The organism is Paraburkholderia xenovorans LB400 (assembly GCF_000013645.1).
Lineage (GTDB): Bacteria > Pseudomonadota > Gammaproteobacteria > Burkholderiales > Burkholderiaceae > Paraburkholderia > Paraburkholderia xenovorans.
The window spans coordinates 2,035,956-2,060,362 of sequence record NC_007951.1; the positions used below are offsets into that span (position 1 = coordinate 2,035,956).

Genomic DNA, 24,407 nt, shown 5'->3' on the forward strand with positions numbered 1-24,407 from the left:
GGAGGAGCCGATGAACACGATCAGGAGCGAAAAGAGAAACGGATACGACGTCCATGTGAAGGTCGTGCAGGTGCATCGAGGTTCCAGCACGATGCAGGACAGCCGTCTGCCCACGGCGGGCTATGTGCCGCTGGTGCAGATTTGCCGGGATGACGAAGTCGTTGTCGAGTGGCACGTGCCGAAGTGTTACCGGCCACGGTCCTTGCGCAAGGAAACGGAGGATGATGCGCTTGCATATGCATCGAAGCTTGTAGAGCAACGACCGTTCGATGGGCCGCCGTCGGGCGTCCCGGTGGCAGCCTGACTGTCCAGGAGCCTTTGCCCTTGGATCTGGGCACAGCCTGACCAAAGACGCGGTAACAGGAAAACCGGACTTACCGTTACCGCGCCACACCGCGACTTTCCGGATGAACATGTCTTAATAGTCACGTCCTGGCATTACGCAGTGCCCGGTGCGCTCGCCTATGTCAGCGGGCAATTGCGGCGATGGAGCGAGCAATACGGCTCTGCCGGATTGGGCCGAAGCATGAGAGAAACACCTATGCGCGTCGGCTGGTGGCTGTTCCCGGCACAGTCGTTCATGCGTGCGGCCGCTTTGACGAAAAAAGGTCTTCGCACGAGTGAACTCTGGAATGTCAGCCTTCGCTTGGACTGGATGGCTATCGGGATGAATAGCCGCCGCAGGCGGCAGCGTGACTGTCTCGTTTATCCCGTCGACACGCGGCCATTGACGACACACCTATCGATAGGACCCGCCCCCGGAAAAAGTGAACATGCGCGACTTCGAAAGGGCGCGGCGGATCCAGTCTGGAGATCGTTCCGGGTCATGTCGAAGTGATCACAGTCAGCGTGCGCAAAAGCGCGAATCCTGAGACGTTTCGGGTTGGACGGCGAAGCGGATTTCAAAGGTGGTGCCGTGACCTTCGCGGGTCTCGAAGCGGATCCTGCCGTCAAGAACCCAGCAAAGTTCCTTGACGATAGCCAGCCCAAGGCCCACGCCGGTATGTCGTCGCCAGCGGCCCGTTCGAACTCGTCGAAGACGCGTTCCCTGTCCGATTGCGCAATGCCCACACCGGTGTCGGCGACGCGCAGATACCAGCCACCTTCGCCGTGGCCACCCATCGCTAGTTCGATTTCACCGGCGTTCGTGTACTTTGTCGCGTTCGACAGCAGGTTCAGCGCCACCTGCTTTACCTTGATGCGGTTCGATAGCACCATTGTCACGCCCGCGTCGAAAACGGTAGACAGACGCAATCCTTTTGCCTCGATAGCCGGACGGCAGGTCGTTACCAGTTCGTCAAAGAGTTCGCGCAGGTCAAACGGATCGACCGCAAGCGGCGCGCTGTCGCCCAGCACCACCGAGTACTCGACCATGTCGTCCACCAACTGCTTCATGTCCGCGGCCTGCCGGGTGGCCAGTGCCAATCCGGCTTCCGTTTTCGATGGCGCGCGCGAAATCAGCTGCAGCGCGATGGAGAATGCGTTCAGGAAGTTGCGCAGGTCGTGCACGACACTGCGGGTAATCTGCATGCGCGATTCATAAAGGTCGCTCACTAGCCGCTGTTTCAGCGTCAGTTCGTGGTTCGCCCGCTCGAGACTACCGGTGTAGTTATCGATTTTCCGGTCGCGTTCCGTGACCACTTCCCGGATCGATGTCACCGCGACGACGCCGAGCGCCTCATCAATCAGTCGCCGGGCACGCCTTTCGTGGCGCCTCGTGAACGAGTCATTCGTTTCCGCAAACGTCTCGGCCGCGTCCGCCAGCACCTGCCGGAACAGGTCGAGTTCGTGAACCAGTTCATCGATGCGATAGCCCTGTTGCCAGCGGACCTTTCCGTGCGTGCGGGCGTCGCGTTCGATCGCCGGCTCCGGCTGTTCGAGATCCTGCGCTTCGAGAGCAGTACAGATCCCGTCCAGGATTTCCGGCAGATGATCGGCGAGCTGATCGTACGTCAGCTTGTCGGCCTCGACGAGGCCGGCGTCGCCGAACACCGCATTCATCCATTTTTCGGTGAGAGCGGTCCGCTCCCGACGCAGGAACCCGGCAAAACTGCGAAGCGGACCTGCTTGCGTATCAGTCATGGTTGGTGCTTGCAGAATAGTATTTCGACAGAACGGGGCGCCCAAATGACGCAGAACGCGTCAGGAACCCCCCTGTAACCGGTTCAAAGCGACGCACCGGAGTCTGTCTGACACGGGAAAGGGAAGACCCTCAAATGGTTCTTGCCGTGGCCAGAAGGGGCGCTGGCGCGGTGGGCAGGATCGCCACGCGTTATTCCTTCAATCCCGCAATTGGAACACGTCTTGCGGTTCGACTAGGGGAAAAAAAGCATAAACCGGGGCCGTATTATTTAATTCTCCTTGTTGACGACGAGCCACGGGCTTGTCCGGTGTTTCACAACGCCTCCAAGGTGGCTCGGGTGGCGCCTGGCAAAGGGTATCTGTTTGTCGACGACGTGCAGACGGCCAAACAGCACCGCCGCGAGGTGGATGCCGCGGTCGAGAAACCACCGGCGGACAGAATGGCGTAGGCACGCTATCTCCGGGACTCACGACCAGATCGACTCGACACGTTGCGCCGTACCAGCATCTGCGCGGCCTTCGTGCGCCGCCTCGCTTCGTGGCCTGGCGCAGCACACATGAATCTCGATATAGCGCCCGGCCAGACAGCATGCGCATCGGCATTACGTCAGGTCGTGACCGGCTAACAGCCAGGCCACCTATCAAAGCCCGAGCCGGTTCGCGCTCATTCGCAGCCGAGGCTCGGCTCACAACCAGATTCATGCATATCTTGTCGAATTTGGGGTCGCCATAGGCACTGGTCCGGCGGCGATCCGAAAGCTGCCAGCGGTGCTGCAGGCAATGACTTACCGCCGCGCCTTGTCGCCTTGCTGGAGCAACTTCGGGATTACGTTTTTCATCTCAACGAGCAGATCGCCGTTATCGAGCGCGAACTGAACGGGTTAATGAAAGAGGATGACGTCGCCCAGCGTTTGCTAACAGTCCCGGGAATCGGGCCAATCACTGCCAGCGTACTCGCTTCTCAGGCAGGTGATGCGCGTCAATACCGGACGAGCCGCGATTTTGCTGCGTCCCTGGGGCTCGTGCCACGCCAATACAGTACCGGAGGCAAGACGACACTTCTCGGCATTTCGAAGCGCGGCGACAAGCACTTGCGAACCTTGCTGGTCCAATGCGCGCGATCGATCATGATGCACATTCACAAACGGTCAGACGCCATGGCGATATGGGTGCGCCAACTGCTGGAGCGGCGCCATTCAAGTATCGTGGCTTGCGCGTTGGCAGCCAAGCTTGCCCGCATCGCATGGGCAGTACTGAACGGTAACGCTGCCTACGTTCCTCACCCGCAGCGAGCTGCTGCGTAGCAAGTCTATTCACTCTTCCTGCTTTTTGCGACGACAAATGTAGATGACGACAACGGCAATCGACCTCGCGAAGAACCTGACATTTGAATCAGCTCTCGTAGCTGCGACAGTTTTGAGGATCGTGGGGTGCGAATTTTCATCGTGGACCGGGAAATAACGTTCCCTTCGAGAGTCCGGATACGTTAGCGCAAGCCTTTGCCTTCATCGAAGTTTGCAGTTGCAGAAATAGGGCTGACCATACATTCAAATGGGCTCTAAGCAGCCGACAGGTTTTCAAGTGGCTGAACGACACGCCTCCCGAGACGCTCACCGATATTCAGCGTGCCGCGCGTTTCTACTACCTGCAGCAGAACTGCTTCGGTGGTCGTGTTGAGGGCGTACCTTCGGGACGGCTACGACATCGCCGCCAGGCCTCAACCTGATGCGTCTGGAAGAAACGCTGTCGGCTGCGCATCTTCGCCTGTCCGGTGCCTATCAAGAAGCTGGATTGGCAGGCCTGCATGAGTCGATACGATCGGTCCCATACGTTTTTCTTCTTCGACCACCGTATTGGGAAACGGAAGGGTATGGCGTGCCATTCGGTATCGATCAGTATGAACGGATGGCCGTCGTTATGAGAGAGATCAAGGGGCGCGCGATTCTGACCGTGAACGATCATCCGGATATGCGAAGGGTGTTTGCGGGGCTGGACGTTGAGCGGGCAGAGATTCAATGCACGGTCGGTGGCTCGGCATCCACCGCACTGAGCGGGGAACTGATTCTCTATAGTTGGAACAGGGCCGACGATCCGGCGGGCCTGTTTTGATGGGGGAGAGCCATGCGATAACCTCGCCGTGTTTGCGACAGATTATCGGCAGAGGTGGGTAGTCATCGGTCAGCGAGCCATACAGCCGGTCCGCCTTTGAATGTGGCGAAAAGCAGGAAGAGCACGGTGATCAGGAGGATCGGAGCGCCGTAGATCGCTAGAGGGAAAAACAGTACGAGTTGGAGCGCCGATCCACCCACGCCATGAGGGAGGTCGGTATCGCGGATGTTCTCGTATATCAGCCACGCGACTGCGAGCAACCCCATTCCCATGAGGACTATGCCGCCCGATTGCGGGGTGTGGTGCAGGAACGAGGCCCCCCATGCAACGAATCCCCACCACAGAAAATTGATCCCGATGGCCGCGAGCCAGAATCCTCGCTTTGAGAAAAAACTGTAGCCGAACCGGTGCCGGCAGTGGCGACTAAAGAGCTGGATACCTTTGGCAATTCCGACGACAGCGCCGTGGATAATCGCAAGTTTCAGAAATTCCACGGAATGTTCTCCCGGATATTCTTCCCGATCCTGCCGCCTTAGGGTTGATCGGGAAAGCTTGGTGGCGAGGGCTGTGTGACGGTGGCCTTCTCCAAATATAGATCGTCACGCCACGAATGCAATAGGCGCGATTTCCGGTCGTTTAGTCGCTGCGAGTAGAAGAAACTTCGGGGGCTGAGCTGGAGATGGCCGAACCCGGAATGTTGTAGTTGATCTGATCATTACAGCCATACCACCTCCCTCATCTCGGATAGACACCCTCAAGTGCACAGCAGTCCCTCGCGTGATCGTGTTTTCCGACGAGTATCGGACTGATCGAGACATCTACTCGTCGGGAGCCACGATTCTTGTTGCCGTGCAGATGCCGAAGAGCCGGTTGGGCTTGGGCGTTCGGCATGTGGGCCTCCGGCGTGATGCCGGGCAACCTGATCGGCACGCTTGCTGGCTGGCGGCGCGCTGCCCACGATGATCGTCATACGACCAACTTTCTGGTGTGCCGACGCTCTGATGCTCGTCGCGTTTCTCGCGATCGCGCAATGAGTTATTGACGCCTTGTCCGCCTGACGCAAGGCGCATGTGGTGCTGCAGCGGCGTGTGCATTGCGTTCGATGTAGCCGACGAGCGCATCGATCTGCAACTGCAACAGCTTGCGCAGGTCCTTGCCATCACTGGCCGACTCCTTAAAACCCTTTGACGCGCTGACCAGCAGTCGCGCCAAGGCACGCGCCTGCTTTGCGCCGGCGCGGCTGAGGATGTCCGCAATCAGGACCTCAAAGGCATCGTAGCTCTGCCCGAGCAGTTCCGGACCGAGATCGAAGAAATCCTTCGCATCGGGATGCGCACTGATCAGATCGAACGTTTCCACGACCCATATTTCACACGCCAGGTTAAGTTGCGTGCGGAGGTTTGGCAACGCGTCCAGCTCGGCCCGAATTCTGCGTTCCAGCTCCCGCGCCACCTGTTCGGCGACCGCCCGGAACACGTCGGCCTTGTCCTGAAACTCCAGATATAGCAGCGGTCGGGATAGTCCTGCAGCCTTGGCCAGATCGGCCATGGTCGTGCGCGCATAGCCGTAGCGCAGGAATGTTTCCGACGCGGCATTCACGATGCCTTCACGGCGGGAGGGTATGTCAGCGCCGTTCAATGGTGCGGTAGTCATGGTTGACACATTGACAATAAGCATAAATCATATCGCCATACATTTTGACAATAATTATCCATGTGCAAATTAGCTGGCCGCTGCACCAGTGTTGGGCCACGCTATGCTTTCAGGGACACCATGATGAAGATGACGGGCCGTACCATACTTGTTACCGGTGGCAGTTCGGGAATCGGTCTTGAATTCGCACGTCAGTTGCTGGCCCGTGGCAATACGGTCGTCGTAACCGGCCGTCGCGAGACGGCACTCGCCGAAGCGCACGAAACTTCCCAGCGTTCAGACCGTCCGCAGCGACGCGGCCGATCCCGATGCGATTCGCGCACTGCGCGACTGACCTGCGGCGGGATTCTGTAGCCAGTCAGGCAGTGAGTCGCATGTCGATATTATCGGACTCCAGCGAGGCTCGACGGACCGTGGCCGGAGGTTGGTAACGATGGGCGCTATGCGGCCGCCTCTCGTTGTAGAACTGACGCCATTGCTCGATGAGCATTTTTGCCTCGGCGCGGCTGCGGAACCATTCGCGATTCAGCAGTTCGTCACGCAGTTTGCCGTTGAAGCTTTCGACGAAGCCATTCTGCCAAGGGCTACCCGGCGCGATGAAGGCCGGGCCAATCGAGGCGTCACGCAGCCAGCGCATCACCCGGGCGGCGGTAAATTCCGCGCCGTTGTCCGACCGGATGAATGCCGGCTTTCCATACAGCCGCATCAGCCTCGACAGCACCAGAATCACGTCCTGCGAACGCAGGCTGGCACCAACCTCGATTGCCACGCATTCCCGGGTGTACTCGTCGATCACGCACAGCATTTTCAAGACACGGCCGTCGACCAGTTGATCGAGGACGAAGTCGTAACTCCAGACCGAATTGGGCTTTGTCGCGCCAGGCAGGCGGATATCGCTGCCGCAACGTCGTCGACGCGGCCGTCGCTTCGGGATGTTCAGCTTCAGCGCACGCCACATCCGGCGCACGAGCGATTCGCCCAACGACAACCAGGCCGAGATCCGGCAGTAGCCAAAGCGCGGCACTTCCTGGGACGCCGCGATTAACCGTTCGCCCAGGGTCCGGTCTTTCTCCGGTTGCCTGAGCGCGTAGGTCGCCACCCGGCGGCTCAGCCCCAGGTAACGACATGCCTTACGTTGCGATAGTCCCCTCCGGGTCAGGACTTCCAGCGCTTCGCGCCGGCCCGTCGGGGAATTCATTTTTTTCGGCTGAACTCCTTCAGACCATCGATCACCAGCAGTTGCTCGGCAATCAGGCGCTTGAGCCGATCATTTTCCGATTCCAGTTCTTTGAGACGCCGGGCCTCGGCGACATCCATGCCGCCGAACTTGTTTCGCCAGCGGTAGAAAGTCTGTTCCGTGATGTTGTGCCGTTTGCACAGATCCTTCACCGCTTCTTCGCGGCTCTCGGCTTCCCGCAGGATGCGGATGATCTGTTCGTCGGTGTGGCGCTTCTTCATCGAGTTCTCCTTGCCTCTAGGATAAGAGAACTCACTTGCCGTTTGGCTACATGATCCGTCTCAGGTCACGACACCGTGCTACAGGATCATCCGGCACTCGACGTAGTCATTCATTGCGCGGGCATCATGCGCAAGCTGGACTTGCAGAAAGCGGCCGACTTTGTCGACGTGACACGCGAGATCGAGACGAATCTGAACGGCACTATCTGGGCCAACCTGGCTTTTCTCGATCATCTGCGGACAAGGCCCGATGCCATGCTCGTGAATGTTTCGTCCGGCCTCGCGTTTGTGCCTCTGGCCGTCGCACCAATCTATTCGGCTGCCAAAGCTGGACCGCATGCTTACACACAAAGTCTGCGGCTTCAGCTAAAGGATACCCACATCAGCGTTGTCGAACTGGCGCCACCTTCCACCGACACTCCACTCTTTTACGGCGATTTCACAAAGATCGACACGGGTGGTCTCAAACCGATGCGAGTCGATGCGATGGTCACGAAGGCCATTCGCGGCATGGAGCGCGGTCAGACGGAGATCAGGCCATGCCTCGCTAATGTCCTCAAGCTGCTTGGGCGAATTGCGCCGAATACAGCCGTACATATGGCAGGTAATGCGGCTGTCGATGCCATGCGAAAGGCTTCGGTCTAATGTCGCAAATGTTGTGGTCCGCAGTTCGATAGCACGCAAAGCGGAAGTGCGAATGGCACACCGACGTTCAACTTCAGCATCGGCCGGTTGCCGATCCGCGACATCGTTCTCAACAGCTAATTTCTCTCAGCATGTGGCGCGTCAGGAAAAGAAGCGGGGGCGTTCGCCCCACAGCGGTCCTTCTGCGCAATACACAAGATGGTCGAGCACCGGGAGAAGATATCTGGACGCCTTCAGTCGCGGTGTCGAGATCGTCGCCGCATCCGCGCTGAGAGCAGATACCCGGGAAAGCATCTGCATGATGAAGTCCATGAACACGATGGCGCGTTTCGGCAACGGGCGGTTGGCCACATACGGGATCTGGATCGTGACGGGCGGCGCGGCGTCTTCGCTGAGCAACCGCCGCAGGTTGCTGTTTTTCAACCCGTCTTCAAACAGCCATTGCAGCCGATATCCGACTCTAAGGCCCGTGTTGACAGCCTCGTGTACGGCTTCCGGAGAGTTGACGCGCAGCCTGTCCCTGTGTTGATTTGCAGAGACGGATCCGACGGCGAGCTCCCAAAAATTGCCACCACAATTGGGAAAATGAGCAGCGTACACGTCACGTGTCCAACGTCCGAGTTGCCATAGGCTCACTAGAACTTGACGGTAATTCCTGTTGTAAGCTCGATCTGTGACCTATGACCCCAAGCCGTTTCTCCGCCCGATGGGGATATGGCAGCACGCTGGGCGTCCCCGCATGCAAGTTGGTAGGCTGCCAAGACATAGAGCGAAGTTGCTTTCGATAATGAGTAACTGGCGCCAGCCGTAACTTGCTGCCAGCGCGGGTGTCGCCCATCTGCGAAATTTCCGTAACTCGCACCCCCATCCGCCGTTCCATCGGTGAAGGTGTAGACGAGCTGAGTTGCAATCGCTTGCGTGATCTGATAGCTGACGTTCGCCTCGTAATTTAGCAATCGAAGAGAAGTGCCATCGTTGTAGTCAAAAACTACGTCGCTGAAGACAGCTCCGATAGTGAATCCCGAGATCTTGTAGTTGGCTCCGGCCGCTCCCACGGTTTGCTTCGCAACGGGTTGCGAATAAAAGATGTTGGTACTGAGAGTGTTATAGTCGCCCGAAATAGCTCCGCCCGTGTTGCTGCCATTGGCATTGCCCGACGATGGGTGGTTCAATTGCAAAAATGCAGCCGCTATCTTGAGCGGGCCATTTGTATAGGCTGCGCCTACGCTGAAGGCACTGTCGTTTGAGAAGCCGGTTGAATTTCCACCAGACGCTTGATTGCTGAATGCATAGAGACCGCCAAACGATAGCCCGGCAATCTGCGAACTTGCATACTTGACCGAATTGTTGATTCGAAGGGAGTTGAACATGTTGTCGTTGTCACCGATGTGGGCTCCCATTTGATCAGCATACTGCTTCGAGGAGGCGAGGAGACTTACATAGTCCACGACTGAGTCATATTGCCGACCGAATGTCACTGCACCGAATTGCTGCTGGCTCAAGCCAACATATGCCTGGCGACCAAATAAGCGCCCGCCGTTTAACAGCGCACCACTAGAAGAACTGTAACCGTTCTCCAGCCTAAAAATGGCTTTCAGGCCGTTGCCCAAGTCACCTTGTCCGAGCAGCCCCCAGCGATTCCCGAGCCCGATACCTTGCGTCTCCTGCCAGAGTGACTTTCCTTGGACGTTGGATGTGTACGCTATTCCGGTATCAACATTGCCGTACAGTGTCACGCTGCTCTGTGCATGAGCGATAGTTGAAAATCCTCCGAGCAGGAGGGCTCCAATGGTCGATTTTTTCATCATGTGTCTCCTGAATTAATATATATAAATTAGTTAGGCGTATTAAATTCTAGTAATTTAGAAGATACGATCCTCCATAGAAATTTTTCCCGAGCAGATTCGCTGAGCTTTTTTGCAGGAATCTACTGGACGTAGTCCGGCTGGCGGTCTGGTTGCGCCGCGTCGAAGGCCGGGTGCTGTTTCGCATGCTGGAATACGGCCAGCGCGCGCGGGAAGGCGGACAGATCGCAGTCCATACGCAGCGCGTTCGCGATCTGCGGCACAAGACAGATGTCCGCCAGCGTGGGCTCGGCGCCGAAGGCCCACGGGCCTACCTGCGCCACGCTGCGCTGCGCGAGCAGCCGCTCGACGGTGCCCATGCCCTCGGCGATCCAATGCTTGTACCAGGCGTCCTTCTGCTCGGGTGTGACTTTCAGCACGTCCGTCAGGTACTTGAGGATGCGCAGGTTGTTAACCGGGTGAATGTCGCAGGCGATCGCATTTGCGAATTCCAGCACGCGCGCGCGCAGTACCGGTTCGACCGGAATTAGGCGCGGCTCCGGATGCGTGACGTCGAGCCAGTCGATGATCGCGAGCGACTGCGCGAGACGGAAGTCGCCGTCGACAATCGCCGGCACGCTGGCGGAGGCGTTGATGTTGGCGATATAACCCGCGTCGCGCTGCTCGCCGACGCGGATATTGACGCCGTGATACGCGATGTTGAGACCCTTCAGCACGAGCGCAATGCGCACGCGGTACGAGGTCGAGCTGTTGAAGAAGCTGTAGAGATCCACGTTCGTGTTCCTGGATGTCTGCGGGTAAGAGGAGGTCAGGCGATCTTGACGGTCAGCTCACCGAGACGCTCGACGCCTACCTTCATCGTGTCGCCGGGCTTCACCGGGCCGACGCCTTCGGGCGTGCCCGTGTAGATCAGGTCGCCCGGTTCGAGCCGGAAGAACCTCGACAGGTAGGCGACCGTCTCGGCCACCGACCAGATCAGCTGCGTGACGTTACTCTTCTGCTTCGTTTCGCCGTTCACACTTAGCCAGAGGTCGGCTTTCTCGATGTGGCCGACGCTTGCCGCCGGATGGATCGGGCCGATCGGCGCCGATCGGTCGAATGCCTTGCCGATTTCCCACGGACGGCCCATCTCCCGCATCTTCATTTGGAGATCGCGGCGCGTCATGTCGAGGCCGACCGCATAGCCCCAGACGTAGTCGAGCGCCTCCTTGAGCGGGATGTCCGCGCCGCGCTTGCCGATTACGGCCACGAGCTCGGCCTCGTATTGATAGTTCTGCGTTTCGGGCGGATAGTCGAGCGCGAGTGTCTCGTTGTAGCCGACCGGCACCACAGCGTTGTCGGGCTTGCAGAAGAAGAATGGCGGCTCGCGGTCCGGGTCGAAGCCCATCTCGCGCGCGTGCGCGGCGTAGTTGCGGCCGACGCAATAGACGCGGCGCACCGCGATCGCGTCGTTTGTGCGGACGACCGGTACGGCGACCAGCGCTTCGGGCGGGAAAATGAATGCCATGGTGAATCTCGTTGTTGAAATGATTGGAGTCGCGCGTGCCGGACAGGGCTCACGCGGCGGTGCCGTTACTGGCGCTCTTCGCGCAGCAGGCTGAGCGCGGCGAGCACGGGGCGATTCGAGTAGCTGAACAGGACGGCGTCCTCGTCGGTGTCGAACCTGACCGGCTGCCACGACGGCGCGACGAACACGTCGTGCGGCGCGAACTCGAACAACTGTTCTCCGATCCGGACGTTCCCCTGTCCCTCGACCACGCTGAATACCGTGGAATCGGTCGTCCGGTAAGCCTTGCCGCGGAAGCCCCTCGGCAGTAGCTGCATGAAGGTCGCCATCGTCGGCATCGGGTAGCCGCCTGTGGCCGGGTTCACGTAGCGCAACTTGAAGCCGTCCCAGGCGTCAGCCTCGTTCGTGCGAGAGAGCGTGTAGAGTGCCTCGCGGCTGCGCACATACGGGTAGTTGAAGATTGGCGAGTTGCCGTTCTTCACGTCGTGGCGCACCGGCAGCATGTTCTGGCCGTAGCGCGCGAAGCTGTCCCCCTCGGGCCGTTTGACCGGTTGCGTGTCTTCCGGATAGGTCTCGGCAAAGCCGGCGTCCAGCTGGAGCAGGAGCGGAATGTCGAGGCCGTCGAGCCACACGACGGGCTCGCCGCTGGCCTGGATGCTTGGGTTGCCGTGGTCGTGCCACGTCCACGACGGCGTGATGATAAAGTCCCCCGGATGCATCGTCGTGCGCTCGCCGTCGACGGCTGTCCACGCGCTCGTGCCCTCGACGATGAAACGCAGCGCCGACTGCGTGTGACGGTGGCTCGGCGCGATCTCGCCCGGCAGGATTAGCTGCAGGCCGGCGTAGAGGTTCGACGTGATGCTCGCCTTGCCGGGCAGGCCCGGGTTTTCGAGGATTAGCACGCGGCGGATGGCCTCGGCCGCGCTGATGACCTTGCCGGACTCCAGCACGAACTTGCGCAGTTGTGCATACTTCCAGATCGCCGGGACGGCCTGCGGACGCGGCTCCTTCGGCACGAGCGTGTGCAGCGATTCCCAGAGCGGCGCCATACCGAGCTTGGCAATCTGCTCGTAGTAGGCGATGCGGGAAGGGCTGTGGTTTCTAATCGTCATTGGATACTTCTCCAATTCAATTTCGCAATCCCGGCTGGCTTTCCAGTCTGCGGGGGGGTGAGAAAGGGCGACCGGTATCAACCGAGTTCGTGCGGAGGTGAGCGCTGGTCGGATTGCATGCCCCGCGTACTGTTGTGGCCGGCAAGCGCTGATGGCGAGCCGTTCCCCAGTCACTAGCTCAGCCAACCTGTGGGAGTTCTTTCGGTACGCCGATCAGGCACTCCGCCTGCTTGGGGCGCACGACCATAAAGTCAGACAGCATGCAACCGACATCGGGCTTCCAGGCGGAATTGTGCAAATCGATGTTATTGCCGAACGTCATGCCTTCTTCCAGAACCATGTCTGCAATACGATTCCCGTTCAATGTGTTGGATCCGTAGCCGTCCTGGTAGATCACCGTAGGAAATTCTGGCGACGCCGTGCCCATTGCGTGAAAACCAAGCTCGACCCAGTCAAGCTTCGCATCTTGAGCTGGCTTACGGATCATCTGGATCGCTTCGCCAATGGTGCGACCGGCTACGAGTGCCTCCTTACTTGCCTCGAGACATTCGTGCGAAACAGCCCAGATATTCAGCAGTTCTCGCGGCGCCTTCTTGCCGATATAGACGGAAAACTCCGTGTGACAGCGGTAGCCGCCGTATTTGGTATGCCATTCCGTGACAATTATGTCCCCGTATTGAAGCGGTCTCATGGTCGGCGTGAGAGGTTGCTCGCAGCCATGAAGCAGATGCCATAGCTCGTCAGTTGGATGGTCGACCGGGCCTGCTGCAAACAGATTGAAGATGTTCGGTTCACCGCCGTTGGCGATTTGTGTTCGAATCATCTCGGCATACACCGCTGCGTCTGGCACACCAGGGCGGGCCGTTTCTACCATCGCGTCAATGACTTTTCGGGCGATGCGTCCAGCGCCCCGCAGCATGTCGATTTCTTCCTCGCTTTTTACCATTCGCATTTCCTGGAGCAGTGCGCTAGCGTCCTGGAATTCCGCGTTTGGCAAAAGGCGCTTCAATGCCAGTACGTCTTCATGAAGTAGGGTTGGCGTGGTCTGGATCGTAGAAGAGAAGCCGACCAGGCCAATGCGAGCACCGCCGAGACCCCGTTGACGAAGCTCGTCTGCAACCACAGTCATCCCACCTCGTGTACGGAAGTCGCGGATCCACTTTTGGACCGACAAATACATGTTTGTCGGTCTGTTCATGTGGGCGACCGCGTTCCAGACGACCGGATCGCCAACTAGAGGGAATAGCGCGTCGGCACCGATTTGGGAGTCCACCTGCAGCATGTAACGCATGTTGGCCATGCCCATTCCCCAATAGATATCGTTACCGAGGAATACAAGCGCATCTAAACCAGCCATCAGCATCTTTTTGCGCGCCCGATCCCAGCGGCGGTCACGCTCTTCGAGCGAGAGCTGGGGAACGAAAGCGGTGAGATCGACGGCACGAGCTTCTTCGCTGATCGATGCAGAAAGGGTGGACGGGAAATCTCTTTGATTCATATATGTACTCCTAAAGAAAATTGAAAGAATGGTGTTTTAACGAGAATGATTTCGAGGAATTCTCGAAGTGAATCGTTCGATCTACGTGCTCTTGCTAATGCAACTATCAGAGGAAGGGATGTCGCCCTCGATGGAGCGTGCTCGTGGCTCAGGTGGGATCCGTGAGTCCGGTCGTCAATGACTCACCTCTAGGGATCTGTGGATCACTCTCGGGAAACGCCAATTGCAACGTACGACGTGTGGTCGGAAGCAGGTAGATCAACGCCATGGCAATCGCTGCGATAACACACGGAGAGGCAGCGGCATAGAAAATCTCGTTGGTTGTCCATTTCCAGCCAACGAGGACTCCGCCCATCAACGGTCCGAGCATGGAGCCGAGTCGTCCGATGCCTGTTGCCCAGCCCACACCAGTTGAGCGGATGAGCGTTGGATACACGGCGACGTTTAGTGCATGGGTTACCCCTTGTGTACCGCTGCCTAGTCCGGCTACGAAGACCACGGCGACGAGAAGCAGGAAGACGTGAGTGGTCCATCCCATGAAAGCTAGTGCGACCGCGTAGAGCGCACAGGTAGCGGCCAGCGCCAGTGCTGACCAACGACGCCTGAGCAGCGGGGCAAGCGCGAGGGAGGACAGTGCAGAGCCGATGGGGAAAGCCGCTAACGCCAAGGCTGAGTTGCCGATAGACATGCCAGCGGCAGTGAATAAGGTCGGCAGCCAGCTGAAAACGAAGTAGGTCGCGATCAGCAGCATCAGCACCGTTGTCCAGATCAGTGTTGTGTAAGCTGCCCGGCCTTCGGCGAACAGGCTGCGCACCGGTGAGCGCTGGATACTTGGTTCACCGGCTACGACAAACTTGGCATCGTGTGGTAATTCAAGTTCGGGTGCGATGCGATTCAGTATCCGCCGCACTCGTTCGGGTGATCTGCCGAATACAACCAGTTGTCGCGATGAATCTGGAACTGCCAGGACGGCGACCAGTGCGATGGCTAAGGCAATGGCTCCGCCTACATAGAATATGCTTTGCCACCCGAGGGTAGGCACTAGTGCTGCGGCGAGAAATCCCCCGAACGTCGTGCCGGCAAGATAGCCCATCGCACATACCGTGACGAGGGAGCTGCGCCGGGTTGCGGGTACATACTCTGAGGTGAGCGCAATCGCGTTTGGGTAGGCACCGCCAATACCTACGCCAGCCGCAAACTGGAGAAGCATCAGTATTTCCGGGGAGGTGGTTGCACCCTTCGCCAGATTGAGCAGACCAAATGCAATTAGACTTGAAACCAGCATAGGTTTGCGTCCTACTTTGTCGGAAATCAAACCCATGAGCAAGTTCCCGATACCCATACCCAGCACGCCGGCCGTGAAAATCGGCCCCAACGTTTCGCGGCTGAAACCCAGACTCCGTACCAGCGCTGGCGCCACATAGCCGATTGCCTGGGCGTCGAAACCATCTACTGCCATAGCAAGCGTGCATGTCACAACGATTCCCCACTGGAATGCGGACATCGACCGCGAATCGATCATGGCCGCCACCTCAAAAGTGCGCTGCATTGACTTGTCTCCTTGATGTCCGGCGGCGCCGGTGCGCCGTCGAGTGGCGATTAGTTTGTGAAACAATAGTTGGCATACAAATTATTGTCAAGGACAAGTTATTGGGTTATCTATACGCCATGAACAAGGCCACCCAGGAAAGCAAGTTGTCGTCCGATACTGATGAAGGGGTTTCACATCGGTTGACGTTTCTATTGCATCGGATAGTCTCGGTCCTCGTCGATGCAAGTTCGCCACAATTCCGTTCCTTGGGACTGAGCATCCCTGCAGCGCGGGCCCTCGTCGCACTATACGAAGGCGGTTCGCAAATGACGGTCGGGAAGCTGGCGGAAACAACATCGACTGATCTGTCAACGATGTCTCACATCTTGAGACGCCTCGAGTCTCAGCAATTGATAAGCAGGACGCGCCTGGAGGGGGACAACCGCGTGGTTTATGCGACGCTAACGGATCAGGGGCGATCCGTCGGGAAGGAGTGCCACGACGCGAGTCTTGAGCACGAGGCTGTCCTGCTTAGTGATATGTCTCCGGACGAGTCTGCGTTGCTAAAGCGCACGTTGATCCGCCTTTACCGTAACGCAAAGGCCGGCTTTGAGCCCTGAGTTGCCCTCACAGCCAATTTCAGGCCCGATAAGTGGCAATGGCATGTCTTTTGCTTGAGCGAAGCCGGCGCGGACTTAAAGGTCACATCGGGGTCGTTGTTTGGCAGCCTTGTGGTGCCCTATGACTCGACGGCTGTGGCGGGGCCTCGGCCTGACTCACCAAGCGACGGTTATCCGGTACTGCTGCGCCACGCCAGTCCGGTCGCGCGTTTGAAGGCGCTGCTGAACGCACTTTCTATTGATAGCCCAACGAATAGCCGATCACTGATATGGGCTGAACACTGCTGCACAGCAACTTTGCCCCGAGGTGCATGCGCTAGCGCACGAGATATTCGAAAGTCTGTCGATGCCTTTGCACGCGAATTCATGGTCACGGGTGATGGTGCTGGATCTGCTGATTGCGAACGCCGGCATCATGGCGACATTACTCACGCGTGACGTGCGAGGCTACGAAGGACAATTTGCCACGAACCATCTGGGGCATTTCCAGCTTGCGGCGACGCTGTGGCCCAGCCTGCGCCGGGCAGGCGGGCGCGTGCCGTCGTGCTTTCGTCTGGCGCACATTGCTTTTGCTACGTCGATCTCGACGACCCGAATTATCTTCACCGGTCCTATGACAGGTGGAAAGCTTACGGACAGTCGAAAACCGCCAATGCGGTCTTGGTCTGGACCTCCGTGATCCGGCGCACGGCGTACGCGCTTTCGCTGTCCATCCAGGCTCCATCCATCATCACTGACGCTCCAGCGTCACCGGACGCTTGCGGACTTGCAGGCCATGGGTTTTCGCAATGCCGAAGGCAAGATCCCGCCGGGAATCGCGGAACGCTAACAGTGCGGCAAGGCGCCGCAACGACGGTCTGGTGTGCGACCAGCCCTCAAATGGAGGGGGCGCGGTGTCTATTGTGAGGATTGCGATATTGCGTCCACGAGGCCGGCCGATTCGACTGATATGTACGGTGTAGGCGTTCGACCCGGCCGCGCGAACAGGTTGTGGCAATGAGTGAGCAATTGACAGGGGTCGCATTCGACGCTGCATAGAAACCCATTGGCGTTGTTGTGCTATTCAGCTCTTCAGCCGGTGATCCTCGTCTGACAAGGAATTTGTGAAAGTTGCCCGTTCGGGAATTGGCGCTAGCTATTCCTCCAGTTACATATTTCGGGGCAGGTTGTTAATGGCATGCCTTGGATGAGAGATGAGATCGAGTGACCGCACTCGCCGAAACAATACCAGCCTGCCACGCTAAGCGGCGCGTGGGTCCGAGTCCCCCGTCTCTGCCGGAAATGGCGGTAGAACCCGCAGGGTACATGGGAGACGTTGTCGAATGAACACGAGCCGGATAGGTTGGATAGTTCCGGCGAGGGCAGCACGTGCTGGGAGAGGAAACGGAGTACAGCAAGGCGATCCGACGCGATAGTTCCGACGCATGGTCGCGCCGACATACGTGCTGGCGGCGACGCTGGAGCGGCGCCCTGCGGCGGCACACGGGAGCAACGTGTCGTCAGTTACCTATCGGTTCCTGCGCTTGACACCTTTGGCCAGAAATCGTCAGAGTTCGCTGCCGGCCTGGATCAGGTGGGCCGTCAATCGCCCAGGGACCAAGTTTGATCGGATTGTAGTCATGCCTGGGAAAAACTGTCCGCGTTTCACGGGCATTGACCGGCAACGACTGCGTCCAATCACGACGTCTTTCCTCGTCAGGTGTGTCTTGCCAGTGCTGGAATTTTGTCAGGAACTCAGGTGCCAGCAAAACTAGGTCGTGGCGAGAGACATCGAATGGCCGATCTGGATGGTGCCGAACGTCCGTGCGCTTTGCGCTGGACGTCAGGTCTCCGAACTCGCGGCGTGCAAGTCAGGGACCACCCGGACGATGCCCCGTATGCCGTTCGATGAGCCGCAACAGACACGCTATGCCAAACGGTTTCTGCAGGGACTCGTCTACGGGCAGAAAGCCAGACGGCTGCTGCGCACTCATCATGAAATCCCGGATACCAGCCAGTTCCGGCGCTGCCGTAGCAAGCGAGAGAGGCTGAGCCGTCCATGACGGGCATCATCCAGTCTGTCAGGACGAGGTCTGGCCGCCATTGTGCGATGGATTCGAGCGCACGCGCTCCGTTCCCAGCGGCTCGGACTTCCAGCCCATATTCCGTGAGCGCGAGTTCCAGCGCCTCGACGATGGCGGGTTCATCGTCCACCAGCAATACCCTGATCATCCTTTGCCATCCCCTGGTTCGGCAATTCGTGAGCAAGGCCCTGAGCCATCCCGGAACGACTGCCGCGCTGATAGAATCAACCGCTGTAGTGACGCCCATGGAGCGATGGGGAGCGGGAGCACCCAGCCTGAAAGAGATACGCACCAACAGCCAGGGTAACGACGATGCACGAATCTGGAATCATGCAGCGCGAGGCCTATGACGACTGGGCCAGTCAATGGGTTGCGTCGACTGAGGACTACTCGGTTTTCCTTATCACGTCCGAAGGGGACGTTGCCAGCTGGAACCCCGGCGGCACCCGGATCGAGGGTTACCAGCTGGAAGAAATCATCGGACGCAATTTTTCCACGCTTTACACCGATGAAGACCGCGGAAACGGGGTGCCGGATGCGGTACTGGAAAGCGTCCTGCAACGGGGGCGTCATGAGTCGGAGGGATGGCGCCGGCAAAAAGACGGCACTCATTTCTGGGCGAGCGTGGTTACGACGGGGCTGCGCGATCCCCGCGGCGAGTTCCGTGGGGCGGTTCAGATAGTGCGAGATGTGGGTGAGAAGCGCAGGGCACATGAAGCCGCGATCGAAAGCGAGCGGCGCTTCCGGCTGCTGGTACAGGGGGTGACGGACTACGCCATCTTCATGCTCTCACCCGAGGGCTATGTGACGAACTGGAACAGTGGTGCCCGCAGGATAAAGGGTTACAGCGAGCAGGAGATCATCGGCTCTCATTTTTCCCGTTTCTATAAGCCCGAAGACGTCGCTGCCGGTAAACCGCAGCGTGGCCTGGAGACGGCGGCCCGTGAGGGGCGTTTTGAGGCGGAAGGCTGGCGGGTGCGCCGTGACGGGACGACCTTCTGGGCCCATGTGGTGATCCATGCGATTCGCGACGACGAAGGAACCCTCATCGGTTTTGCGAAGGTGACGCGGGACGTTACCGAACGGCGCCAGGCGAGCGAAATGCTCGAACAGACGCGAGCGGCGCTGTTTCAGGCGCAGAAGATGGAAGCAATTGGCAAGCTGACAGGTGGCGTTGCCCACGATTTCAACAACGTGCTGCAGGTCTTACGGGGCAACCTCGAACTGCTGGAGAACCGGCATCGCCGCGACAACTGGAGCGTGGAACGCCTCGCCCACGCAATCGATGCCGTCGAGCGTGGCGCCAAACTCGCATCCCAGCTTCTCGCGTTCGGTCGGCGGCAGGCGCTGCGGCCCGTTGTTGTGAACCTTGCGGCCATGGTGCGCGCGATGGATAGTATGCTGGCGCGAACGCTTGGAGAAACAGTCAGCGTGGAAACAGTTGTCGCTGCCGGTCTGTGGAACACGCTGGTCGATCCTCACCAGCTTGAAAATGTGCTGCTGAACCTGGCTATCAATGCGCGCGACGCGATGCCCACCGGCGGACGCCTTACGCTTGAGCTTGCTAACGCGATGCTGGACGATCGTTATGTAGGCGCCCTGTCGGATGTGCCGGCGGGTCAGTACGTGATGCTGGCTGTGACGGACACAGGAGTGGGCATGCCACCGGATGTTGTCGAGCGGGCCTTTGACCCGTTTTTCACCACCAAGCCTGAGGGGCTGGGAACCGGGTTGGGCCTGAGCATGGCTTATGGTCTCGTCAAGCAGAGCGGTGGACATATCCGGATCTACAGCGAACTCGGACACGGCACGACGGTAAGAATATATTTGCCGCGTTCAATGGCGAATGCTGTTGAGCTGCCGTCGAGACAAAGCAAGGGAGGGATAACGGGGGGCGGGGAGACCGTGCTGGTGGTGGAGGACGACGCGAAGGTTCAGTCGACGGTCGTCGAGATGCTGGCTGGTCTGGGTTATTCGGTGCTCAAGGCAGACGACGCGGAGCAGGCGCTCGCGGTGATTCGCAGCGGGGTTCATATCGATCTGCTATTCACGGATGTCGTGATGCCTGGAGCACTGCGTAGCCCCGAGATGGCCCGACAGGCCGTGCAGCTTTTGCCTCACCTCAAGGTGCTGTTCACTTCGGGCTACACGCAGAATGCAATCGTGCACGGAGGCCGCCTGGACGCGGGCGTCGAGCTTCTCAGCAAGCCGTATAGCCAGGAAGAACTGGCGCGCAAGCTGCGCCACGTCCTTGGGACGCCTGGCGACGAGATTTCGGGCACAGCAGACGGGCCGTCCGCAGCGCAGACCGGCGATGGCCCCGTGTCGCAAGTGGTCTTGCACGTGCTTGTGGTTGAGGACGATGTCGCGTCTCTGGATGCAGTTTGTGAACTTCTCGAAATGCTGGGTCACCATACGGCGAAGGCCGCAAATGCGAAGCAGGCGATGGAGCAGATAGGCACTGAAAGCTTTGATGTACTGTTGACCGATCTGAACCTGCCCGATGTCTTCGGAATCGACCTGGCGCAACAGGCCGTCGCCGCTCATCCTGACCTGCACGTGATATTTGCGTCGGGAGATAATTTACCGACTGACGTGCAGCTTGGTTTTACATGGAAGGGACTGCGCAAACCCTACACAGTGGACCAGCTTGACGTGGCACTCCGAACAATCGGGCAGTGATTCACTATCAGAATGGCTTTCGCCGCTCGGGGCGCATCCAACTTTTCTGACGGAGGCATTGGATTTGCTGGCTCAGCCGGCCGAGCTGACGGCTGGCGGCTCCGGCAGTCGCGGGACCGCCGATTCGGCGCACGAATAACGCAGAGAGCTGCTCGCTCGCGCTTCCGATTCCACTTGGTACATGGTTGTGCCCGGCATGGCCAACGACGTGAGATTCCGATGGTATGCGAGCGCGCCCACCGCGCTGGCGATGCTCGTCTACGATATCCAGACGTCGGCTCGGCACACCATCGGTCTCGCGATGGCGAGCCGGTTGCTTTGGCCGGTGGCGATCAAGTTGCCGATGCCGCGTGGACTCTGAATGTCTGAATGTAGCTGAAAAGACGTATGAATCGCCTCTGTTTTCCGGGATCCACCATCCCCGTCCGCATCAGATCGGACCTTAGCAGCACGGCGCGGCTGCCACAGACGCCCATCTGCGACGCTGGTACGGCCGCGGTCGCTATCGCGACGGCCACAGATCAGCAACGGAAATATGCGGCTAGTCAACGCAGCTAGATAGGGCAGCCCGTCTGTCTTACGCATATTTCGTACTTCCGATGCGCCTCTTTCGCACAAGCTTCATGGTTCGCCATCTCATGGCAGAGTGTCATGTCGAGTGCTTCGCTCTCGGCACATAGCGATTTCATCTGGGTGCAATCGACATAAACGAGTCCCGACAGGACCACTGTTGCGAATGCTGCTATTGCGGTGTCTGATGTTTTCATGCTTTTCCCGATACGACAATTTTGCATGCTTTCCCCTATGCGACAAGGCCGGTCACACAGGCGCGCGGACCGACGCGTCGGCGGAGCCCTGCAAAATGGACCATGCCGGAAACCAGTCCGTGAGTCTGGGATAACCGTCCACCGTTGCGTCTACCCTGCCGATGGCCAGGAATAGATGCAGTCATCACGCGAGGCAGGAGCATCTGACTACCGGATTTTAATGTTCCGTATCGTCGATACAGGTGCTTCGGTTCTCGGGAGCGGTACGCTAGCGCGAACCCACCGTACGCCTGCCCCAGGCCGGTAGTAGCCGTCCTGTTCTGTATGTCACCCAAGCGTCTTCATGCCCCGGATGGCCAATGCTTTCCGTGCGACACAAACGGAAATGTTTTCCTGGGCATGCCAGACTGTCCGGCTGCGACGCGTAGCGATTCGCTATCCTCAGTTTCATCAATATGCGCCTGGAACCGGGAGGTGCTGACATCGTCGAACCAGCGGTCCAGTTCGCCAAAAAACGGTTCCTGAAACCACTCGTTCATCGCACGCAATGGATTGCCCTGTAGATGTTGGGGCTGGTTCGGTGAGCACTGGGGCCCTTGCGGATTAGTGGTGGCGAGGGCTGTTGACGAAGGCACGCCGCCCTGTCCGAGTCGGCGCAAAAATGTGAATGGATTCCAGTTACCATTCCCGCGTTCCCTATTCATGTTTTAACCTCAAGATCAGGATAACCAGGTCGTAGAAGTCGAGTCGGAGCACCGTGAGACCGCGGACCTATGCGGCCAGCTCGAAGCTGGTTCCCGGTTCACCGCAGCAGCCCGCATCGATTGCTTTTACTGCGTAGCCCATTGCTTCACGCTGCGCCTCACCTGCACTTGTCCACCTCTCGCTGAAGCGTGGTAGGTGCCAGTCCGCCACTGTTGTTCCGTCGCGGTCGATTTTCAGGATCGCGATGAACGTGTCGTTAGCGGAAGAACGCGTTGCGATGTGGCGCACGGGAATGGCGCGAATGTGGATTGAGAAACCTTTCCAGGATTCCTGTATTTCGTTATGCATGACGATGTTCTCCGTAGGGTCGGCGAGCGGCTCGATGCAGGCGCCGCCGTGTATTCCACAACACGGCCCGAACCGCTAGCCAGCAGTGACCGCGATACGTCGTGGCCGGGCTTCATCACGCCGCGGAATGTTGAGTTTCAGTATGCCGTCGCGCAGTTGCGCATCAATGCGCGACGTATCGAAATTGCCGCTGAGCGTGAATGCCCTCGCGAAATGCGGGTCCTGTACCTCGGCATGCTGTAGACGCAGGCCAGACGGCGTCGATACAACGGCCTCCGCCTCGATGTAGAGGCGGTTGTCCTGTACCCGGATGTCGAGCTTCTCGCGAGACACGCCGGGCAGGTCGGCCAGCAGCGTGACGCCCTGGCCGTCCTCGAATATGTCGACGGCAGGCGTGAGCGTGGTGCGCCGCGCTCCTGCGTTCGCCCCTGCTTGTTGCCTCGCGACGGCCGCGCCCGTTTCCGATGAGCGTTCGGCCACTTCAGTACGATCATTCATGGTCATTCTGCTTTGTCTTGCTTGCGATTACTGGACGGTAATGGCGCGTGGCTTCGACGCTTCGAGTTTGCCCACGCTGATCTTCAGACAACCATTCGTATAGCGTGCCTCGACCTTGTCCGGGTCCGCCTGCTGGGGAAGTTCGATCACGCGTCTGAACGAGCCGGAGAATCGCTCCTGCACATAGCTTCGTACCTCGTCGTTCCGGCTGCGTTCGAGGTTCTTGCGCTCGCCGCTGATGATAAGCAGCCCTTTGTCGATTGACACGTCGAGCTGGGCAGGATCCAGCCCCGGCGCAAATGCGACGATCTCGATTGTGTCGTCGGTACTGCCGATGTTGATTTCCGGAAACGCGCCGAGCCGGGCAGCGCGCAGGCTGGTGGAAAAGCCACCGAAGACACTTGCCATCTGCTGTTGCAGACGGTCGATTCCACCGAACAGGTCGGTGCTGAAATAGGGATCACTCATGGTCTGACTCCCTCGGTAAAAGGAGGCGAACCGGACCACGCGCTCCAGTTCGCCTGCCACGGGTCTAATCCGCCGACAAACAGATCGAAACATGCAGCGCGTGAAACGCGACCGCCTGAGCGGAATCTAAAATAGGTCAACCCCGTGAAATTTCAAGACGGGAAAAGTTGGAAATCTGCAATTCCGGAGGGAGCGTGAATCTGCACGATATATTGCAACGCCAGATGGATGCGGTCGGGTTACCGCTTTACGCGATAACCGTCAGTGCCGTGCCGCAAACCAATACGCCCTTGCTGGCGATCCTGCACTGGCACGGCTTTCGACGCGCGACGCCAGTCACGATCCCTGGCATTGAAATTCCGCCTCGTCCGGTCGCCAGCTCTGCAATCCAAGTCAGCGAGCGGTGGGGAAGTTTCGAGGTGATCGATCATGCGTTGCTCGATGTGGCATGGCAACTCGGGGCGTGGGATCTGGAACGGCTTGAGCGGCGACCCTGCAATACGATCGGCGCCCCGGCAGGAGAGGCGCTGGCGTGCCGCCAGGCGTTCGGCGAGTACGTCGACGATCGCAACGGCGAGACGCGGCTTGTCGACGAGGCGCCGTATCGCGAGAAGCTGATGCGTCTCGCGGCCGAGAACGGATACATGCGCTGGACGTTCCGTCCAGTCAAGGGAGGCATATGGCAGACAGTCGGCGATCCCGACGACACGCTGCAGCCCGACGGCGGGCGCCGTCCTCCGTGTCCCGTTTTGCCGCAGAAAACGGGACGCCGCAATCGCGTCGTCTACCGCCTGGGGCGGGTTCGGCGGATCATTCTGCCGTGAAACATTTTGTAACAACTGGAATTCTGGCGACC

24 protein-coding genes and 3 pseudogenes are annotated in these 24,407 nt (G+C 58.9%); 11 read left to right on the forward strand and 16 right to left on the reverse strand.

Annotation, left to right across the window (positions count from 1 at the left end; genetic code table 11):
* Window positions 1-10 precede the first annotated feature (10 nt).
* Complete coding sequence (locus tag BXE_RS46455; RefSeq protein ID WP_011488039.1) at window positions 11-304, forward strand: hypothetical protein; 294 nt, start codon at window positions 11-13, stop codon at window positions 302-304.
* A gap of 540 nt (window positions 305-844) precedes the next feature.
* Here the strand turns inward: BXE_RS46455 and BXE_RS08980 are convergent.
* Window positions 845-2,082 (reverse strand): annotated as a pseudogene (locus BXE_RS08980) (sensor histidine kinase).
* A 134-nt stretch (window positions 2,083-2,216) separates the two neighbouring features.
* Here BXE_RS08980 and BXE_RS08985 point away from each other — a divergent pair.
* The 3 genes and pseudogenes from BXE_RS08985 to BXE_RS08995 all read left to right on the forward strand — a co-directional run.
* Complete coding sequence (locus tag BXE_RS08985; RefSeq protein ID WP_011488041.1) at window positions 2,217-2,531, forward strand: hypothetical protein; 315 nt, start codon at window positions 2,217-2,219, stop codon at window positions 2,529-2,531.
* A gap of 205 nt (window positions 2,532-2,736) precedes the next feature.
* Window positions 2,737-3,386 (forward strand): annotated as a pseudogene (locus BXE_RS08990) (IS110 family transposase); the annotation flags it as partial.
* 242 nt (window positions 3,387-3,628) lie between these two features.
* A pseudogene (locus tag BXE_RS08995) lies at window positions 3,629-4,191 on the forward strand (DNA adenine methylase); the annotation flags it as partial.
* 62 nt (window positions 4,192-4,253) lie between these two features.
* Here BXE_RS08995 and BXE_RS09000 read toward each other — a convergent pair.
* Both BXE_RS09000 and BXE_RS09005 read right to left on the reverse strand, forming a co-directional pair.
* Window positions 4,254-4,685 (reverse strand): hypothetical protein, encoded by a 432-nt coding sequence (locus BXE_RS09000; protein WP_011488012.1) that lies wholly within the window; start codon window positions 4,683-4,685, stop codon window positions 4,254-4,256.
* Window positions 4,686-5,226: 541 nt separating this feature from the next.
* On the reverse strand, window positions 5,227-5,844 hold the full coding sequence (locus BXE_RS09005) for a TetR/AcrR family transcriptional regulator (RefSeq protein WP_011488014.1): 618 nt from the start codon (window positions 5,842-5,844) through the stop codon (window positions 5,227-5,229).
* Window positions 5,845-5,973: 129 nt separating this feature from the next.
* On the opposite strand from BXE_RS09005, the gene BXE_RS44070 reads away from it, so the two are divergent.
* Complete coding sequence (locus BXE_RS44070; protein WP_233518839.1) at window positions 5,974-6,198, forward strand: SDR family NAD(P)-dependent oxidoreductase; 225 nt, start codon at window positions 5,974-5,976, stop codon at window positions 6,196-6,198.
* Between the two features lie 4 nt (window positions 6,199-6,202).
* Here BXE_RS44070 and BXE_RS09010 read toward each other — a convergent pair.
* Window positions 6,203-7,302, reverse strand: a protein-coding gene (locus BXE_RS09010; RefSeq protein ID WP_085953586.1) for an IS3 family transposase whose coding sequence is annotated in 2 segments (ribosomal slippage) — window positions 6,203-7,050 and window positions 7,050-7,302 — 1,101 coding nt in all. Because the reading frame shifts where the segments join, the coding sequence is not laid out codon by codon here.
* A 75-nt stretch (window positions 7,303-7,377) separates the two neighbouring features.
* On the opposite strand from BXE_RS09010, the gene BXE_RS09020 reads away from it, so the two are divergent.
* The gene (locus BXE_RS09020) at window positions 7,378-7,947 is read left to right on the forward strand and encodes an SDR family NAD(P)-dependent oxidoreductase (protein WP_081435501.1); all 570 of its coding nucleotides are present in this window, start codon (window positions 7,378-7,380) and stop codon (window positions 7,945-7,947) included.
* 141 nt (window positions 7,948-8,088) lie between these two features.
* Here BXE_RS09020 and BXE_RS44075 read toward each other — a convergent pair whose 3' ends face one another.
* The 7 genes from BXE_RS44075 to BXE_RS09055 all read right to left on the reverse strand — a co-directional run bounded on the left by BXE_RS44075 (window position 8,089) and on the right by BXE_RS09055 (window position 15,418).
* Entirely contained in the window at window positions 8,089-8,547 is a 459-nt protein-coding gene (locus BXE_RS44075) for a LysR substrate-binding domain-containing protein (RefSeq protein ID WP_233518791.1), read from the reverse strand.
* Between the two features lie 35 nt (window positions 8,548-8,582).
* The gene (locus BXE_RS09030; RefSeq protein WP_011488018.1) at window positions 8,583-9,755 is read right to left on the reverse strand and encodes a porin; all 1,173 of its coding nucleotides are present in this window, start codon (window positions 9,753-9,755) and stop codon (window positions 8,583-8,585) included.
* A gap of 119 nt (window positions 9,756-9,874) precedes the next feature.
* Entirely contained in the window at window positions 9,875-10,525 is a 651-nt protein-coding gene (maiA, locus tag BXE_RS09035) for a maleylacetoacetate isomerase (protein WP_011488019.1), read from the reverse strand.
* 35 nt (window positions 10,526-10,560) lie between these two features.
* Window positions 10,561-11,259 (reverse strand): fumarylacetoacetate hydrolase family protein, encoded by a 699-nt coding sequence (locus BXE_RS09040; protein ID WP_011488020.1) that lies wholly within the window; start codon window positions 11,257-11,259, stop codon window positions 10,561-10,563.
* Between the two features lie 65 nt (window positions 11,260-11,324).
* A complete protein-coding gene (gtdA, locus tag BXE_RS09045; protein ID WP_011488021.1) occupies window positions 11,325-12,371 on the reverse strand; it encodes a gentisate 1,2-dioxygenase in 1,047 nt (348 codons plus the stop codon).
* Between the two features lie 178 nt (window positions 12,372-12,549).
* Window positions 12,550-13,869 (reverse strand): M24 family metallopeptidase, encoded by a 1,320-nt coding sequence (locus BXE_RS09050; protein ID WP_011488022.1) that lies wholly within the window; start codon window positions 13,867-13,869, stop codon window positions 12,550-12,552.
* A gap of 148 nt (window positions 13,870-14,017) precedes the next feature.
* On the reverse strand, window positions 14,018-15,418 hold the full coding sequence (locus BXE_RS09055; RefSeq protein ID WP_011488023.1) for an MFS transporter: 1,401 nt from the start codon (window positions 15,416-15,418) through the stop codon (window positions 14,018-14,020).
* Window positions 15,419-15,537: 119 nt separating this feature from the next.
* Here BXE_RS09055 and BXE_RS48165 point away from each other — a divergent pair, with 119 nt between their 5' ends.
* Together BXE_RS48165 and BXE_RS45775 are read left to right on the forward strand one after the other, a co-directional pair.
* Entirely contained in the window at window positions 15,538-16,020 is a 483-nt protein-coding gene (locus BXE_RS48165) for a MarR family winged helix-turn-helix transcriptional regulator (RefSeq protein ID WP_038456356.1), read from the forward strand.
* Between the two features lie 379 nt (window positions 16,021-16,399).
* Complete coding sequence (locus BXE_RS45775) at window positions 16,400-16,699, forward strand: hypothetical protein (RefSeq protein WP_148222933.1); 300 nt, start codon at window positions 16,400-16,402, stop codon at window positions 16,697-16,699.
* Between the two features lie 1,055 nt (window positions 16,700-17,754).
* Here BXE_RS45775 and BXE_RS48170 read toward each other — a convergent pair.
* A complete protein-coding gene (locus tag BXE_RS48170) occupies window positions 17,755-18,330 on the reverse strand; it encodes a response regulator (RefSeq protein ID WP_081435502.1) in 576 nt (191 codons plus the stop codon).
* 83 nt (window positions 18,331-18,413) lie between these two features.
* Here BXE_RS48170 and BXE_RS09065 point away from each other — a divergent pair, with 83 nt between their 5' ends.
* The gene (locus BXE_RS09065; protein WP_038456353.1) at window positions 18,414-20,765 is read left to right on the forward strand and encodes a hybrid sensor histidine kinase/response regulator; all 2,352 of its coding nucleotides are present in this window, start codon (window positions 18,414-18,416) and stop codon (window positions 20,763-20,765) included.
* A gap of 196 nt (window positions 20,766-20,961) precedes the next feature.
* On the forward strand, window positions 20,962-21,126 hold the full coding sequence (locus tag BXE_RS46460) for a hypothetical protein (RefSeq protein WP_158340894.1): 165 nt from the start codon (window positions 20,962-20,964) through the stop codon (window positions 21,124-21,126).
* A gap of 747 nt (window positions 21,127-21,873) precedes the next feature.
* Here the strand turns inward: BXE_RS46460 and BXE_RS44110 are convergent.
* From BXE_RS44110 to BXE_RS09085, 4 genes are all read right to left on the reverse strand, one after another.
* On the reverse strand, window positions 21,874-22,236 hold the full coding sequence (locus BXE_RS44110) for a hypothetical protein (protein ID WP_011488031.1): 363 nt from the start codon (window positions 22,234-22,236) through the stop codon (window positions 21,874-21,876).
* 67 nt (window positions 22,237-22,303) lie between these two features.
* Window positions 22,304-22,585, reverse strand: a complete 282-nt coding sequence (locus BXE_RS09075; RefSeq protein WP_011488032.1) for a hypothetical protein — start codon at window positions 22,583-22,585, stop codon at window positions 22,304-22,306.
* A 75-nt stretch (window positions 22,586-22,660) separates the two neighbouring features.
* The gene (locus BXE_RS09080; RefSeq protein ID WP_038456348.1) at window positions 22,661-23,083 is read right to left on the reverse strand and encodes an Hsp20/alpha crystallin family protein; all 423 of its coding nucleotides are present in this window, start codon (window positions 23,081-23,083) and stop codon (window positions 22,661-22,663) included.
* Window positions 23,084-23,110: 27 nt separating this feature from the next.
* Window positions 23,111-23,551, reverse strand: coding sequence for an Hsp20/alpha crystallin family protein (locus tag BXE_RS09085; RefSeq protein WP_011488034.1), 441 nt, complete (start codon window positions 23,549-23,551; stop codon window positions 23,111-23,113).
* Between the two features lie 194 nt (window positions 23,552-23,745).
* Here BXE_RS09085 and BXE_RS09090 point away from each other — a divergent pair, with 194 nt between their 5' ends.
* A complete protein-coding gene (locus BXE_RS09090) occupies window positions 23,746-24,375 on the forward strand; it encodes a hypothetical protein (protein ID WP_011488035.1) in 630 nt (209 codons plus the stop codon).
* The last annotated feature ends 32 nt before the right edge of the window (window positions 24,376-24,407 follow it).